Below are 16,999 nucleotides of genomic sequence, written 5' to 3'. Positions count from 1 at the left end.
CTATAAGTTTATTTGTTCAAAGCTTGATTTTTTAACTAACAGTTTGGAAACGAGCGGCAGCGCTATTCCAACGAATAAAAGAAGAATCATTCCAACCATGCCCCACTGAATGACGATATAACTTGAAACCCCAATACTATCCACTAAAAACAAAGCCGTAGGAAGCATCAATAGTGGAACCATTAACCCAACAGTCGCAAAACGGATGACATCTGCGACAATTTTTTTATCTGGATAATCATCTAGCTGTTCGATATTTTCATAATTAAAATGTGGTCTAAGTACCCCTGGCAAGAACATTAATAAAGCAAAGAAGAAAAAGCTAATAATATGCAATAACAGAGTCATGATACTTAACATGAGTGGCATTTGATTAACGAAAAAGAATAGGATATCTGCGACAATAAACAAAGGTAAACTTGTCAAAGCGAATAGATGAAATCGATATTTAAACACATCCCATAATGATTTTCCATTTAATAAATAAGTAATTACTTGCTTCCCTTCCCCGTCCACAGAAAACATGCCATTTAACTCGGTGAAAATTGAATATACATAGAAATAAGTTAGGAAAAATAAATAAAATGACATGATTAAAAAATAAATCTCTTCACTTTGATCAAGACTTTGCAGAAGACCTGTAATTACTCCCCAAATTACCCAAAATAAAAATGACCCTAGAACAACTGGAAACCGATAGCGTAAGTAATCCGTTCGATAATGATGCTTCGCTAAAATGGTTGTATACGATGTGCCAGGAATAACTTTAGATAAAAGAGTATTGAAAGCCTCTATTCTCTTAAAAGGATAATACGGAGTTCTTCTATGATGATTCATTTTTGATAAAATGGATAAAAGAACGATCACTCCTATAAAGAACATCGCTAGCTTCAGCAAGGCATGGAGTTGAAGGCCATTAAACAAAATGTCTGAAAACACGTTATACGGCATATAGGGATGTAAGAAGATGTTTGATAGTGGTGCTAAAATAGAAAAGATGACGTCTACTCCCTCATTGATCCACTCATTGTAATGTTCATAATTGACATTATTGCTCGTTAGAGGAAATTCCTTAATCCACGGAGAACTCATTTTCCCAACAAAAAATGCTGTATACACAATTAAAAGGCGAAGAATTAGGTTCGTTAACAATCTCAAAAAGAAATTCCATTTATAATGCTGTAGCTTCATATAATTGTTATGCAATATTGAAACAAGTAAAGTTAGCAGCAGGTAGCTTCCTAACGTTAAAATTAGTAAGCTAGCAAGATAAACTTTATTTACACCTGTAACAACGCCTAAAGCTAATAGAATTGGGATGTAGTTAAAGATAAAATCCTTCGTGTCCCATACAATCGATTCTAAATAGAGAAAGATGTTTGCTTTTCTTTGCTTGATCTTTAACGTAATCATTAACCATTCTTGGTCTTTGGATTGTATTTGCCATTTAGAAGAACTTATCCCCGAAATAAAGGCAAAAATCATAATCAAACAAAATAAAATGGACCAAAGAATCTCCCCATTTTGTTGTATGGAAGACAACGTCTTTAGAATTAGATTAATTACTAGACTTTGCTTCGCTTCACCATTTGTTAAATGTTCGTTAAGAACTACGTATTTTAAAAGGAAATACGTTCCGAAAAAAATCAAACATGAATTAATTATATTTTGAATAAAAAATAAGACCCAGAGGCTTCTTCCGACTGATAAATCTCTAAAGATTTTAATATAGTTCCATTGATTTTTCCATCGAATAAAAAGCTTCCATTTCAGCCATTTGCTTAGCATTTTTTCACCCCTCCACTATATTGCATTACAACATAGTAACTCAGAAAACTTCTTACAATAATTTAAAATAAACATACATATATGTCTATATATTCTGCTTATCTAGGAGATTTTTTGTCTTATCAGGGTCAAAATACCATCTGTTCAACTCGTTATATTAACCAAGTATTGTTATTTTTAGAAATAATTATCGTAATTAACATATTAAAAAAATTCAATATATGCTATTTTATATATCGTAAAGGGTTGTTAGCATAATTAAAAATAGGAGGTAAAAAGAATTAAAATGAACTTCTTCGTTGAAGTAATAGGCACCTTTTTAGAGGTTTTTTCATTAATATTTTTCTTGATTGCCTTTTTAGGTATTAAATTTTCGAAAGTAAAAGCACAGTTCATAGCAGTCAACTCAATCGGAGTAGCATCGATTATGCTATTAAAGTTAACGACCAATTTTTCACACGCCATTACTTTTTTATGCAGCTTTCTCATTTTATTCATCTTAGGAAGCTTAATTTTTAAGATTAGCTTTTCTGCTGCCTTTATTTCAGTAGTACTCGGTTTATGTATTTTATTATTAGGAGAATTGATAGCGCTCCTTTTTTTAGGCAATATCTTTGATGTCATAAGCTTTTTGGAAGCTTATTCCTTTAAGAAAATGTTCATTGCGTTACCTCATATTCTATTAATTAATTTCATTAGCTTTCTATTTATTAAATACAAACTATCTTTCATTCCGCTAACTATTATTTACAAAGATCAAGATGATTTCTTTTATAAGAAATATGGGCCTAAATATATCATCTTAACTTGCGTTACTATGGTACTTATCATTGTTGTAGCATTTACGATTTCGTATAATTTATTTTATTTACAACAAACAAATTCATCCATTTTATTCATTACAGTTGTATCTATCATTTATCTACTATTCTTTTCACAAATTGTGCTCAAGCATGAATCTGAACGATTAGAGAAACTGTTAGAAAAACAGCATGAAGTGGAAATTAAGCGGTACTTTCAAGTTATCAAATCTCAGCGGCATGATTTTATTCATCACCTTCATACACTATACGGATTAATCGCCCAGCAAAAGTTTCAGGATACTGAAGAATATATAGAGGAAGTCATTGAAGATGTGAGAAAAATAAATGAAGTCATTCCTATTCATCATCCAGCCGTTTCGGCTTTACTGTTAACTTTAAAACAGCAAGCATATACCAAAAATATTCAGATGTCCGTAATTGCAAAAGATAATTTAGCCCACATTCCTTGCAAAGTAACCGATATTAATCGCGTACTAGGGAATTTAATTTCAAATGCGATGGATGCTCTAACGCACGATAAAACACAAGATAGCTGGATTGAAGTCTTAATTGAGCTTGAGCATTTATCCAACGAATACATATTTACAGTAACAAATAGTGGAGAAATAGACTCTCACATTGCTTCAAAACTATTTAATAATCAGTTTACAACTAAATCAAATAATCATGAAGGTATTGGTTTAATTGCTACTAAGCGGATTATCGAGAAGTATGAAGGCATGATTTACTTAGAAACAACTAGTAACACTACGGCTTTTATTGCTAGGCTTCCAGCCATGAAAAAGAACAAAGCGATTTAAAGGAGAGAGACGGATGGATAAATATAATGTTTTAACCGTAGATGATCAGGTCCATTGCACGGATATGTTAAAAAATTTATTAACGCAATATCCATTTATTGAAAACATTTATAGTTATTCAGATCCCAGAGACGCACTAGCATTTCTACAAACATCAGCGATTGATTTGGTTTTCTTAGATATAGACATGCCTCACATCAATGGTTTAAAGTTGGCCGAGACCATTAAACAGCAATTTCCTGATATTTTATTGATTTTTGTAACGGGTCACTCTGACTATGCTCTACATGGGTATGAATTATATCCTATCGACTTTTTATTAAAGCCTGTAAGCCCCTTACGACTTGAAAAAGCGTTGGTTCAGTTTCGTAACCAGCGCTCAAACAGAACCGTTTCTCAAGAACTTAATTTTGATCACACACAAGAACAAGCGACAAAGAAAATTACGGTAAGAGACAAAAGCTCCATTCACTTTATTACAATCAATGAAATTAATTTCGTTGAAAAACGAGGCCGAAAATGTATTATTAGCGTAAAGGATAACAAAGAAATTGAATGCAGCAATACACTGAACGAGCTAGAAAAAATGCTAAGCAAACATCATTTTTTCAGACCGCACCAATCATTCTTAATTCCTTTATCAAAAGTAGCTGAAATTAAGCCTGATGAATATATGCGCTCCTATTTAATCGAGCTTGAAAATGTGAATGCTGAAATTCGAGTTAGCAAAAATAAATATAGTGAATTGCGAAATGCTATCAATTCGCACTTATAAGCAAGCTGCATACCTTAGAGAAATGAAAAGACCCCTCTTTATGAGGGATCTTTTCGTTAGTTAAACAATTGTTATCTACTCTTTCAGATCAGAACCGATAACCTCCAGCTTCTCTAAAGGCCAGTATGCAAGCTCTGCTTTTCCAACCACTTGATTGTATGGAACGGTGCCAAGCATCGGGGACCTGCTGTCTAGGCTGTTGCGACGGTTATCACCCATGACAAACAGCTGACCTTTTGGTACAACCGTTTCACCCGTATAATCTTCAAGCTTAAAATCTTCTGTAAGAGGTTGTCCCAACAAACCTTTCTTATATTCATCCAAATAAGGCTCGTCGTATGCTTTTCCGTTAATATAAAGCGTATCATCTTTATATTCAATATGGTCACCTGGTAGTCCAATGACTCGCTTGATGTAATCTTTATTCTTCGTCACGTGAAACACAACAATATCAAACCGCTCAATATCTCCAAGCTTGTTGACAATCATCCGTTCTTCGCTTTCTAGCGTTGGCATCATCGACGCGCCGTCTACAATGATTGGAACAAATACGAAGTTTCGTAACAAAAAGACAATGGCAACTGCAATTAGAATGGACTTTCCCCAAGCTACTACTTCTTTCACTACCTACACCTCTATTCAGCATTTGCTTTTCCTACTTCTAGTTTGTTCACCATTTTATCCATTTAGACCTCTTTTACATTCTACCTTATTTTGTTATAGGTTATTTGGAAGATATATTTTGTTTGTGTAAAGATTGGTAAGTGGCTGATAGAAGAAGATTTATTTATTTTGCAGCCAGGAGCGCCATTTTATTGATTTTAATCATAATCAAGATAAAACCGCCAATGTATTGAGCACCTGGCGGTTTCGTATCAATCAGTTGATTAATTGCCTCATAATTACAGACCCTGATATCTGTAAGAACTTACTACCTTCATGTACCTATGACTTATGCTTTTCCGTAAGAATGGTTTGAGCCAAGTTCTTGTCCAAATGCTCAAAATCATAGTACGAAATGATGTCGTATAGCTCACTTCTTGTCTGCATATCTCTTATTGCTTCTTTTTGGGTACCTGTCGCCTTGATTAAATCAAATATCCTTTCGTACGCTTTTGCTGCTACGCGAAGCGACGAGACGGGATAAATGACCATCTGAAAGCCCATATTGCTAAATTCTGTTGCTGTATAGTACGGTGTTTTTCCAAACTCCGTCATGTTAGCTAAAAGAGGCGCTTGAATTTGATCTTTGAATGTCCGAAACTCTTCTTCAGAGCCGAGCGCTTCAGGGAAAATAGCATCTGCCCCTGCTTCTACATATGCAGCTGCTCGTTTGACAGCTTCCTCCAGGCCTTCGCTACTGCGAGCATCCGTCCGAGCCACAACAACTAAAGAAGGAGCGACTTCTTTAGTTACTCTGATTTTTTGTGCCATTTCTTCTATTGTTACAAGCTGTTTTCCATTGAGATGACCGCATTTTTTTGGAAGCTGCTGATCTTCAATCTGAACGGCTGCTACGCTGGCTTCAACCATTTCTCTAGCAGTACGAGCAGCGTTTAACACGCCACCAAAACCAGTATCAATATCAACCAGCACAGGTAAGTTTGTAGCTCGTATCACGTCTTTCGCCCGGTCGGCTAGCTCTGTAGATGTTACAATTCCTAAATCTGGTAGTCCCCGACTTGCCGTATAAGCAGCACCTGATAGGTAAAGTGCTGAAAAGCCAGCTTGCTTAGCCACCAGTGCGGCCATAGCATCATGTGCACCTGGAAGTTGAAGGATTTCTTGCGCATCCATAAGCCGTTGAAATTTAGCAGCTAGCTCCTGTTGAGATAACGGCTGATTGACAATCCACGTCATGTAAGACCCTCCTTATTTAGATCAAAAACAATTGAACAAACTCGTTTACGCTCATGCTTTCAAGCTCCTCTTGGTTATAACAAACTGCTTCAATTTGCTTTTGCTGTTTGAGAGGAAAACGCGTTTTGATATTAGTTGAGAATTTTTCTTTAACCTTTGGAATGGCTTCATCTCTTCTAAAACGGTGCCCTAACGGATATTCACACTCTACTTCCTCTGTTTGTGTACCATCTTTAAAATGAATCTGCACGGCATTTGCAATCGATCTCTTTTTCGGATCCAGGTAGTCTTCGCTATACTGCTTATTTTCAACAACCTTCATCTTGCTGCGCAGCTCGTCAATTCGAGAATCAGATGCGACTTCGTTTTCATAATGATCGGCAACAATTGTTCCTTTAAGGAGACCAATCGCCGTAATATACTGCAAACAATGATCTCGATCGGCCGGATTATGAAGTGGCCCCTCTTTATCAATAATGCGAATCGCAGACTCATGCGTTGTAATTGTAATCGAAGCAATATCGTCTAATCGATTCACGACTTCTCGATGCAGTTTAACCGCACACTCCGCGGCCGTTTGAGCATGAAACTCCGCTGGATAAGACACTTTAAATAGCACATGCTCCATAACATAGGAATCAAGCGGACGACCAAGCGTTACCTGTTTTTTGTTAAATAATACGTCCTGGAACCCCCAATTAGGTGCAGACAACGCAGTGGGATAGCCCATCTCTCCTTTTACTGCCATCATAGCAAGCTGTACGCCTCTGCTTGTCGCATCGCCGGCAGCCCAAGACTTTCTAGAACCGGTATTCGGCGCATGTCTGTAGGTACGTAAGCTTACCGTATCAATCCACGCATTGGACAAAGCGTTAATAATTTCTTCACGCGTTCCTCCAAGCATTTTGGTAACAACTGCAGTCGTGGCAATCTTCACAAACATCACGTGATCTAATCCAACTCGATTTAAGCTGTTCTCTAACGCCAGCACGCCTTGAATTTCGTGCGCTTTAATCATCATTTCAAGCACATCACGAACGGCCAGCGGCTCTTTCCCTTCTGCTACGCGTACGCGGCTAATGTAGTCAGCTGTCGCTAAAATACCTCCAAGATTATCAGAAGGATGTCCCCATTCTGCCGCTAGCCACGTATCGTTGTAATCCAGCCAGCGGATGATGCAACCAATGTTGAACGCAGCTCGAATTGGATCTAACTCAAATGACGTTCCCGGCACCCGACTGCCATTTGGTACAACTGTTCCTAGAACAATGGGGCCGAGGAGCTTTGTGCACTCTGGATAACTAAGCGCCAGCATCCCGCATCCAATCGTATCAAGCAGGACATAACGAGCGGTTTGGAACGCTTCTAAACTCTTAATCTCTTTATGAAGAACGTAATCTGCGATTTCCTCTAATAAAACATCCGTTTTGACTTGCTCATTCGTTTTCAACATGTGCATCTTTCCTTTCTCCTCAAATTTATTTATGATAGAAATGGGTATTCGCCAAAATATCCATTCGGTGAGTGGCCGTGAACAACCCCAAATTGTTAAAAGCGGCGCTCGCCTACATAATGTACGCGCGGTCTAAAAAGTCGATTATGTTCATGTTGCTCAATAACATGCGCACACAACCCTACCGTTCTAGCACTGAAAAAGATCGGTGTATAAAGTGAAATAGGAATACCAAGCATCCAATAGACAGGTGCTGCGTAGTAATCCAAGTTCGGATAAAGACCTTTTTCACGCTTCATAAGCTCTTCGCCCGCTTCGCACATGCGATAAAGACGATTATCTCCTTGCAGGTCGCATAGCTGTTTGAGCGACTCTTTCATCATTAAAGCCCGCGGATCAATTTTGTTCATATACACGCGATGGCCAAATCCCATGATACGCTCTTTTTTATAAAGCTTAGCGATCAGCAGCTCTTCAAATTTATCTACAGTACCAGCTTCTAAAAGCAGTTCCATTACCGCTTCGTTAGCTCCTCCATGCAGGTTTCCTTTTAAAGAAGCAACCGCTCCTGTCAATGCACCGTATAAATCAGACTGAGTAGAAGAAATGACTCTCGCTGTAAACGTGGAGTTTGGCATCTCATGCTCACTATATAAAACAAGTGAACGATCAAAGATTTGCTCTTCCAGAGATGATGGCTTCTTCCCCGTAATCATGTAAAAGAAATTTGCGCTATACGATAACTCTTTAAGCGGACGAATCGGCTCTTTCTTTTCGATTAAACGGTAGCTGTTCGCCACAATCGCAGGCACTTTGCCTAACAGCTTGTAAGCACGGCTTTTATTTGCCGATAGAGAACGATTATCAAGCCCTTTATCAAAGCCTGAAAGAAATGAAATTCCTGTTCGCAAGCCATCCATTGGATGCGTGCCATTAGGGAGTAAGCAGAAGACATCCAACAGTTCATCTGGAATCTCGTACTCCCCTTTTAACATTTCTTCAACTAGTTCCTTCTCGTTAATATTCGGCAGCCTTTCTTCTAGTAAAAGGTAGATCATATCGAGGTAGCTCTTTGATTTTGATAGCTCAATCAGGTCATACCCTTGAATAATAATTTTCCCCTGTTGGGTATCAAGAAATGAAATCTTTGTTTCAGCAGCCACAACGCCTTCAAGTCCCGGAAAAAACCTCGCTTCAGTCTCCATCTCTCTTTTCCTCCATTCCAAATATCTCTTCACCTACTGTTTTGTAAGCCTTTTCAATATTGTGTAAAAAAAGAGCCTTCTTTTCAGCATCCCCCCTCTTGTCTACCACAAAATCTCTTAACTCCTGATAATAGTCTGAAAGTGTACAAGGGTTCTCTGCCACTACGTTATTCATAATGCTCGCTTTGAAGTAATTCACAAAATACTCAACTGATCCGTCCACAGCTGCTCACCTCCATCACGCGTACCCGCTAAAAAAGCAATAAAAAAACAACTTCCCAAAGAAGTTGTTAAGCCGCGAGACAATACTCAAATAAACATGTTTTTAAATCATTTTTAAAACATGTTTGTCACTTCGCACTTAACACCCCCTATCCGCGTAGGTATTGATGCATGCTAAAACAGGCAGGTCTCCTGGCTTATGATCATCGCTCTTCGAACCTTCCCATCTTCATTTCCATGAAAACAGTGGCTTTTTCGAATCGCTCCCAAATACAGTTGCGGGACAGCGTCGGATTCCAACCGAACTTCCCTTTTAAGCAGATGAAAGACACCTTTCACCTACACCTGTTTCTACATCGATATTATTTTCACTTTAAACATATCAAATTTTATAAATTTTTACAATTTTTATTTTAAAATGCACTATATATGTATTTATTTGGAAATTAAACCTTATCTATATATTTTTATTTTATGCTATACTTATTAACTGGACTTTTTGAATTTATTTACATAATAAAAGTTCAGAATATACACAACTGGGGGCATCAATATGTATAAAGAAAAATGGTACCACTCTGCGTGGTTTATTGGCGTATTATTCGCTTGCTGGCTATTAATCATTCCACCGATTGTTGGAATCATTCTCATTATTCAGCGTCATAAATCATGGAAAGCATTCCAAACACGCTTTCAAGAAAGCAATCTTGATCAAATTTTAGATGCAAAAGCTACGTTACAACAGTTAAATAAGGATATTAACGAAGCTACATCGAAAAAAGAACGTTTGCTATCTGAATATGAAGACATTCAATCCGTTACCACTCTAGTGGATGACAAGAAAAAAATTGAAGAAAAAATTAAAGAATTTAATTTAAAATGCCAAGGCATTATTAATGAAACAATGACTGCTCAAGAAAAGTTAATTGTTGTTCAAGATGAGTTGTTAATGCAATCATTTGGCTTTTATGAACCAAAATATAATTTTGAGAACTCTGAAGCTTACAAAGCTAAGTTGGATGATATTCGAAAAGAACAGAAGCTGATGGTTACAGAAAAATCCGCTACGAATCATTCCTTAGATTGGACTATTGGTAATGATAAGAAAAAAGGAAAAGAATTTATTTTGGATACCATAAAATTAATCCTGCGAGCGTTTAATAACGAATGCGACAATATCATTTCTAAAGTGAAATTTAATAATATTGAAGTTAGTGAGAAAAGAATTCATAAAGTATATGAAGATTTAAATAAGCTAACTGATATGCAGCGTGTGTTCATTAAGAGAGAATACTTGGAACTAAAACTACAAGAGCTATACTTAAAATACGAATTCGAGCAAAAGAAACAAGAAGAAAAAGAAGAGCAGCAAGAGATTAAAGAGCGCATGCGTGAAGAAGCTCGTGCTTTAAAAGAATTGGAGAAAGCGAAAGAAAAGGTAGAGAAAGAAGAAAAACACTTCGCTCAAGCTATTGAAAAAATGAACAAACAGCTTGCTACATCACAAGATCATGAAAAAGAAGCGCTTCTTGAAAAGTTAAAGCAGTTAGAAGCACAACTTGAAGAAACCAAACAAAATAAAGAAGACGTCTTATATCGTGTTCAAAATACTCGTGCTGGATATGTATATATCATTTCTAATATTGGCTCTTTTGGTGAAAATATATATAAAATTGGAATGACTAGACGATTAGAGCCTATGGATCGAGTAAAAGAACTAGGTGATGCATCTGTTCCATTCTTATTTGATGTTCATGCTTTAATTTTCAGCGATGATGCACCGGGTTTAGAAAATGCACTTCACAAAGCACTTGCTCATAAGAAAGTAAATAAAGTAAATGAACGCAAAGAATTTTTCAACGTGACCTTACAAGAAATTGAAAAACTTGTGAAGCAAAACCACAATAAGACTGTAGAATTTACGAAGTTAGCGGTAGCTGAGGAATATCGTAAATCTATAAGTTTGAGTAAAGGTAATTTACAAGGAGCATCTTAATATCACGAAACTATAAAAGAGCAAACAAACAGCGAAATCGCTTTCCGTTTGCTCTTTATTTATATTTACAAAGGTTGACTTCACAAATTCATCTATACACTTCATACCAAAAGCATAAATAAAACACGGAAATTCAATTGTTAATTATTGGATAAAAATTAATTACTGTATAATAAAGGAGGAAATTAATGTAATAACCTCGTTTTATACTAAAAATTAAAGGAGCGATATGATGAAAAAACGATGGATCTCCTGGTGGATTACGAACTGTTTTTGGGCTGTACTATTTGTTTTAGGCACTATTATGGTATGGACGCGAAAAGTGGACGGAGCGGGTGCCATTCAAACCCCTGAGGTCAAGCTTATATCCTTTGTTGTGTTAGTGCTTGCGTTTGTCATTCCGCTTGTGATTCAAGTTGTGTGGCTTGTTGTTAATGTAAGAACGAGTAAATGAAACCCACCTCTCAATTCCGATCTTATAATCTCCCACTCTCCTATGTTATGATGAAACAAAACAGCTGTAAGGAGAATGAACTGTGAAGAAAAAAGTAAAGGTTGTTGCCGCCGTTATTGAAAATGATCAAAATGAAGTCCTCTGTGCCCTCCGTTCAAACGACATGTCTCTACCGAACATGTGGGAATTTCCTGGTGGGAAAGTAGAAGAAGGCGAAGATATTTACTCTGCGATTGTGAGAGAAATCGCAGAAGAGCTTCACTGTAAAATCAAAGCAACGGAGCTACATAACGAACACACCCATGAATACGATACGTTTATTATTGAGCTCATTGCGATTAAAGCTGAAATTGTTGAAGGTACACCGCAGCCCACTGAGCATGCCAAGCTTGTTTGGTTAAACAAAGAAAATCTAGATTCACTTGTCTGGGCACCGGCGGACGTTCCGGCGGTTGAACTATTAGTAGAAAAGAAATAGCCTTCTCGCGATGAGAAGGCTATACTCTTTCCGTAAACTCCGTATACAGAAACGCTGGAATTTCATTTTCTAATTCTAAGATTACCGTAATCGGCTTTTCCCCGTGGTACTCAACCGTATTTCCTTTACCGATATAAATAAACGGTTCAGTCTTACCATCCATCTCACGATATTTTCGTACAAATAGATGCAGGTGAATACCTCTGTCTTTGTTAAAAATAATATTCTTTCCTCGCTCAGACTTTTGGGTCGTACTGTTTGGCGTTTGCCAGTGGAACGTGCGCTTATCGATGAACTTATCCTGATAGTTAATGCTTTCTTTAATATCTTCTTCCTTATGAAGATCAATAAATAAGAAAAACTCTTTATCATTTGTCAATAAGCCAGAACCACGAAACGAGCTGTGCGTTTTCCGGTAGTTAGATAGTAGCGCTGGGTCCATCATTGTGTACTGTTCATACAGCTTTAAGTGCGGTACGCCGTAATCTCGTTTACCAAACTCTTTCTCGTAGCGGAAAATGCCGTAATCAATCGCATCTTTAATAAACGGCTTAAACTGGTCGTTATGTAAAACATTCGCAAAGCGCTCCGTTCTCACCGCTTCTTCTCCGTTAAAATCAATTAGCTTTAACTTAGAACGAAGCTGGCCACTATCATAGTACGCTTGATTTAATACTTCAAACGCGTGCCTTACCGTATCTTCTTCCACATCCTCTACGTATTTCAAGATTTCTTGATTGGCTTGCTTCAGTGAAACTTTGTCATGACTTAGTAAATATTTTAAAATCACAAACTCGTACACGCGCTTGATTGGTAGCTTACTAGACAACTCCTTAAAGGCACTTTCAAAGTCTTCATGAAGTAACAGAGTTTTCAGCTGGTCGTCTTTTTCGGTTTTCGCTACAAACTGAAGATATGACTTTTCTTTATTGATAAACTTCACTGGGTCAGGCGCTCCATCAAACTTTAAATAGTCCATCAGGTAATACGGAATTATGCCTTGATTTAATTTTTTAAATTCGTTGTACTCTTCTCTCAGGTACTTCAGCGAATTGAAGTTTTCACGGTCAATTTGCGCTAAAATTCGGTCGCGTGATATCTCATCCATTTGAATATGTGTAGCACCTGGAATGCTTGGGAATCCCTTTGCGATGGCTACCTTTAAGCTTTCCTTATCGTAATAGCGGCTGCCGTTTAGAGCGAGCGCAATTAAAAAGACCTTGCTGTGATTTCCGATAAAATCAAGTACTGTTAAGAATGATTTGCTGGCGTGCTTGCGCAAACCGCGCCCCAGCTGCTGGATGAATACAATTGGTGAATTCGTTGGACGAAGCATTAATACAGAATTCACCGACGGAATGTCCACACCTTCATTGAAAATATCCACTGAAAAAATGACTTCTAATTCATCTCTATCATCTTCTAATCGCTTAATACACTCTTGACGCTGGGGAATGGAATGGCCGCCATGTAACACTTCACTTTTGTAGCCGCGCTTATTAAACTCTTCTGCCATATACTCAGCGTGTTCAATGCTAGCGCAAAAGCCAAGCGTTTTACGCGTTAAGCCATCGTGACCATAAAACTCCATCTTTTCAATAATAAAGTCGACGCGCTCATTTACTTTTAACCGTTTGGTTACCTCAGCTATATCATCAATGTCAATACCGCTTAAATCAACATCTTCAATATCAGTAATACCAAAGTAGTGAAACGGTACGACTAACTGATCTTCTAGCGCTTCGTGAAGACGAACTTCAATGCCTACGTTGTTATCAAACAAATCAAATACGTTCATGCTGTCGCTTCGCTCCGGCGTTGCCGTCATGCCTAGGGTAAATGCTGGCGTGAAATATTCCATCACTCGCTGATAAGAAGGACTTGTCGCATGGTGAGCTTCATCATAAATAATATAGTCAAACGAATCTCGCTCGAACTCACTATAGTACTTTGTTAACATTTGAATCGTCGCAAACAAGTAGTCTGCTTCTTGATCTTTTGAACTTCCCGTCAACAAGCCAAATGTCACTCCCTCGTTCACAAACAGCGTTTCAAACGTTTCTTTTGCTTTTTGAAGGATCTCTTCTCGGTGCACAATAAATAAAAGGCGCTTTGGCTTCACTTTTTGCACGTCAAATGCCGACATATATGTCTTACCTGTACCCGTTGCCGCAATAACTAGAGCTTTCGTTTCACCAAAACTGCGCAGGCGTTCTAGATTTTCCATTGCGCGCTGCTGCATCTTATTTGGCTTGATGTACTCACCCTTTTCAAAAATCATTTGAGGTTTGTAAGCTGCTTCCTTTAACGCAGCCAAAAACTTCCCGTACTCCTCTAGAAATTCGCTTGTTGCTTCGTTACTAATGTCCCACAAGTGCTCGTATTCCTTTAGAACATCCTGAATGAAAGGCATCTCGCTCTTTGACACAACCTCTACATTCCACTCAATATTACTTTTCAACGCGCTTTGCGTCATATTCGCAGAACCAATAATTACTTTATAGTCGTTCTCATATTCAAAGATATAAACCTTCGTATGAAAACCTTTTTCTTCTACCGCGCTGAATACCTTAAGATCAATATTATCAAAGCTTTTAATCTTCTCTAACGCCTTCACTTCCGTAAAATTCAGATACGTCGATGTAATAATACGCCCTTCTACACCGCGACTAGCCGCTTCCTTCAAAGGGTCTAAAAGCAGCTGCAGCCCGCTAAAATTAATAAAGGCCACGCTAAAATAAAAGCTCTTACACTCCTTCAAAGAAGTCACAAGCTCATGTAGAAGATTCGTGTTTTTTGAGTTTACTAGTAATCGATTTCCCATATAATCCACCACTCCACCTTTTTCCATTAAACTGTTACTTTTAGTTTAGGGGTTTAGGTGGGGTGGATCAAGGGGTTTTTGGTAAATAAAAAAGAGTTAAAGTAAGGCTTTAGAAGCCCTGCTTAACTCTTTTGATTTGTGATACGGTTCTCCTTGGTTTATCTAAATGAGGTTTTTCTAAATTAGAGTAAAAAGTCTAGCACTCGTTAACTAGATGCTAGACTCTTTGAATTTTTTTCAAATGTTTTTTCACTATAAGAAAATAAAATGGGAAAGTTTCCTGTGGGGATTGTGAATGGAGAAAGGCAAAAACAATTTCACTTGGATTAGTTAGGATTTAATTTACAATTTTTTAGCCAATTAAGAACCAGGAACTAAAAAAATTCCAAATCATATATAGGTAATATCCCATGCGAAATTTTTGAGGAGGAGATCAAACCTATGTTACCTATGGAAAAATATTTCGGTAAGTTAGAACTAGTCCATGTATTTTATGGGGCTATGCCCACAGGCCTTAGTGTATCAGAAACCGGTCGTATTTTCATTTGCTTTCCGAAATGGGGAGACGACGTTAAATTCACAGTTGCGGAGATTGTTGGGGATACTTTGCAGCCTTATCCTAGTTTAGAAACCAATTTGGGTAATCAAGGTAATACCACAATGTCTTTTATCAGTGTCCAAAGTGTTGTTGCGGATGGAAGGGGAACACTTTGGGTATTAGACACAGCAGCACCGAATTTTTCTAAACCTATTAAAGGAGAGGCAAAATTAGTCGCTGTTGATTTAAAAACCAATACAATAAGAAAAGTATATACCTTTACAGAAGATGTTGTCCTGCCAACAACTTATCTGAATGATGTCCGTTTTGATTTTCGTGTTGGAAAAGCGGGTTATGCATATATAACAGATTCATCTTCCAAAGGACCAGGAGCTATTATCGTTGTAGATTTAGAAAATGGACACGCGTTTAGACGGCTAAATGGAGCAAGTTCAACTTCACCCGACCCTTATTTTTTACCGAAAGTAGAAGGTGAAATTTTGATGAACCGAAACAAAGATGGCTCAACATCTCCATTTAGATTGGCGTCTGATGGTATAGCGATTTCTCCCGATGGAAAGACTTTATTTTATTGTCCACTTACCAGTCGGCATTTGTATTCGATCTCAACAGAAGCTCTAAGAGACAGAACGATACCTGACATGGATTTACTTTATCAGGTGGAGTACTGGGGAGAAAAAGGTGCGTCTGATGGAATGATCACTGGGGCAAAAGGAAACATTTATGCCGGAGACTATGAAAACAACAGTATTCGAAAGATATTGCCGAATGGCATAATGGAAACAATCGCTCATGATCCGAGAATTTTATGGCCAGATACTTTTTCAATTGGGCCGGATCAATACTTATATGTCATTGTGAACCAATTACATCGGCAGGCACGGTTTCATTATGGAAAAGATCTGCGACAGAAGCCTTATAGTTTACTTCGTATGAAAATTGATGAATTCCCTGCTCCTACCTTTTCGTAATAAAATATAGTTGAATAATTTTCACATTACGTCAGGAGAGGTTTAATCGGTTATTAGTTTTTGCCCGGGAATTAGCTGACGATTCTACCTTCAATATTAAAACTCATATATTACCGACCCTTTCACAAAAAAAGTTTTTAGGAACAGTTTTATTGGCCAATGTTAAACTGTTCCTAAAAACTTTTCTATAGATTAGGTAAGTTTAATGCTGTATTAATATTATCGAAATCTAAACTGATTTGTTCGTTCGTATCCCAAGCGTGGTACCACCCCTTTTCTACCATATAACTAGAAATTTGTTCATGCATATCAAGAGCTTCCACCAAGTGATGAGTTAGAATCTCTTTAACTTCAGGCGTTCCTGATTCAGTAACTGCAAACGCATAATTTCTAATTCCACTTTTAGCTGCAATTAATTAATCCATTGCAACCATTCAATCAGATAGTCCATCAATTGTTGATACTAAAAAGGCTTCATCTCTACGTCCTTTAATTGCTTCACCTACTAAGCGTTTAGAATCGCCATCACCATACATTTCTGCCGTTTCTATTAGTTTCATGCCTAATTCTATTCCGAGTGATTTCCCTTTCTCTCATTTGAGTATTTTCTCCCATGTACCAAGTTCCTTGTCCTATTTTCGGTAGAGAAGTCCCATCAGGCAATGTAACTACACGACTTTCAAGGGAATTTTTTATTTTTGTTAATTTATTTTCGTTAATTTATTTTCGTCCTGTACACTTATTAAAAATCAACACTCCCTTTTGTATATTTTTATGTACCTAATGAACA

At 37.4% G+C, this 16,999-nt stretch carries 13 protein-coding genes, 2 pseudogenes and 1 riboswitch; of the genes and pseudogenes, 6 read left to right on the top strand and 9 right to left on the bottom strand.

Features of this window, described 5'->3' with window-relative positions; all coding sequences use genetic code 11:
• Positions 1 to 1,788 carry a hypothetical protein gene (locus LZP85_RS00915; protein ID WP_078990339.1) on the bottom strand — a complete coding sequence of 596 codons (1,788 nt, stop codon included), beginning with the start codon at positions 1,786 to 1,788 and terminating at the stop codon, positions 1 to 3.
• A 286-nt stretch (positions 1,789 to 2,074) separates the two neighbouring features.
• Here LZP85_RS00915 and LZP85_RS00910 point away from each other — a divergent pair, with 286 nt between their 5' ends.
• Both LZP85_RS00910 and LZP85_RS00905 read left to right on the top strand, forming a co-directional pair.
• A complete protein-coding gene (locus LZP85_RS00910; RefSeq protein WP_061785739.1) occupies positions 2,075 to 3,412 on the top strand; it encodes a sensor histidine kinase in 1,338 nt (445 codons plus the stop codon).
• Positions 3,413 to 3,425: 13 nt separating this feature from the next.
• Positions 3,426 to 4,187: a LytR/AlgR family response regulator transcription factor gene (locus LZP85_RS00905; protein WP_076512892.1), complete on the top strand. Its 762-nt coding sequence runs from the start codon at positions 3,426 to 3,428 to the stop codon at positions 4,185 to 4,187.
• Between the two features lie 75 nt (positions 4,188 to 4,262).
• Here the strand turns inward: LZP85_RS00905 and lepB are convergent, their stop codons facing one another.
• The 5 genes from lepB to LZP85_RS00880 form a co-directional block, all read right to left on the bottom strand.
• Positions 4,263 to 4,811, bottom strand: coding sequence for a signal peptidase I (gene lepB, locus LZP85_RS00900; protein WP_206782860.1), 549 nt, complete (start codon positions 4,809 to 4,811; stop codon positions 4,263 to 4,265).
• Positions 4,812 to 5,132: 321 nt separating this feature from the next.
• Entirely contained in the window at positions 5,133 to 6,047 is a 915-nt protein-coding gene (gene prpB / locus LZP85_RS00895) for a methylisocitrate lyase (RefSeq protein WP_234561932.1), read from the bottom strand.
• Positions 6,048 to 6,063: 16 nt separating this feature from the next.
• The gene (locus LZP85_RS00890) at positions 6,064 to 7,500 is read right to left on the bottom strand and encodes a bifunctional 2-methylcitrate dehydratase/aconitate hydratase (protein ID WP_234562218.1); all 1,437 of its coding nucleotides are present in this window, start codon (positions 7,498 to 7,500) and stop codon (positions 6,064 to 6,066) included.
• A gap of 95 nt (positions 7,501 to 7,595) precedes the next feature.
• The gene (gene mmgD, locus LZP85_RS00885) at positions 7,596 to 8,705 is read right to left on the bottom strand and encodes a citrate synthase (RefSeq protein WP_076512890.1); all 1,110 of its coding nucleotides are present in this window, start codon (positions 8,703 to 8,705) and stop codon (positions 7,596 to 7,598) included.
• Positions 8,695 to 8,928, bottom strand: a complete 234-nt coding sequence (locus tag LZP85_RS00880) for a hypothetical protein (RefSeq protein WP_061785735.1) — start codon at positions 8,926 to 8,928, stop codon at positions 8,695 to 8,697. The genes mmgD and LZP85_RS00880 overlap by 11 nt, the downstream gene beginning before the upstream one ends.
• A 164-nt stretch (positions 8,929 to 9,092) precedes the next feature.
• A riboswitch (cobalamin riboswitch) is annotated at positions 9,093 to 9,291 on the bottom strand.
• 189 nt (positions 9,292 to 9,480) lie between these two features.
• Here LZP85_RS00880 and LZP85_RS00875 point away from each other — a divergent pair.
• From LZP85_RS00875 to LZP85_RS00865, 3 genes are all read left to right on the top strand, one after another.
• Positions 9,481 to 10,923, top strand: coding sequence for an SNIPE associated domain-containing protein (locus LZP85_RS00875; RefSeq protein WP_138117415.1), 1,443 nt, complete (start codon positions 9,481 to 9,483; stop codon positions 10,921 to 10,923).
• Positions 10,924 to 11,155: 232 nt separating this feature from the next.
• Positions 11,156 to 11,377, top strand: coding sequence for a DUF3923 family protein (locus LZP85_RS00870; protein WP_119542728.1), 222 nt, complete (start codon positions 11,156 to 11,158; stop codon positions 11,375 to 11,377).
• 82 nt (positions 11,378 to 11,459) lie between these two features.
• Positions 11,460 to 11,855, top strand: coding sequence for a (deoxy)nucleoside triphosphate pyrophosphohydrolase (locus LZP85_RS00865; RefSeq protein WP_119542727.1), 396 nt, complete (start codon positions 11,460 to 11,462; stop codon positions 11,853 to 11,855).
• A gap of 19 nt (positions 11,856 to 11,874) precedes the next feature.
• On the opposite strand, the gene LZP85_RS00860 is transcribed toward LZP85_RS00865, so the two are convergent.
• Positions 11,875 to 14,679, bottom strand: a complete 2,805-nt coding sequence (locus tag LZP85_RS00860) for a DEAD/DEAH box helicase (RefSeq protein ID WP_182840809.1) — start codon at positions 14,677 to 14,679, stop codon at positions 11,875 to 11,877.
• Between the two features lie 432 nt (positions 14,680 to 15,111).
• Between LZP85_RS00860 and LZP85_RS00855 the strand changes: the two genes are divergently transcribed.
• Complete coding sequence (locus LZP85_RS00855) at positions 15,112 to 16,209, top strand: L-dopachrome tautomerase-related protein (RefSeq protein WP_061785733.1); 1,098 nt, start codon at positions 15,112 to 15,114, stop codon at positions 16,207 to 16,209.
• Between the two features lie 185 nt (positions 16,210 to 16,394).
• Here the strand turns inward: LZP85_RS00855 and LZP85_RS00850 are convergent.
• Together LZP85_RS00850 and LZP85_RS00845 are read right to left on the bottom strand one after the other, a co-directional pair.
• A pseudogene (locus LZP85_RS00850) lies at positions 16,395 to 16,625 on the bottom strand (spore coat protein); the annotation flags it as partial.
• 36 nt (positions 16,626 to 16,661) lie between these two features.
• A pseudogene (locus tag LZP85_RS00845) lies at positions 16,662 to 16,929 on the bottom strand (aldo/keto reductase); the annotation flags it as partial.
• Positions 16,930 to 16,999: the final 70 nt, after the last annotated feature.

It is taken from the genome of Priestia flexa, from assembly GCF_021441905.1.
In the GTDB taxonomy this organism is placed as follows: Bacteria; Bacillota; Bacilli; order Bacillales; family Bacillaceae_H; genus Priestia; species Priestia flexa.
The sequence above is the reverse complement of the archived record's forward strand: the minus strand, read 5'-3'. Positions and strand labels throughout refer to the sequence as shown.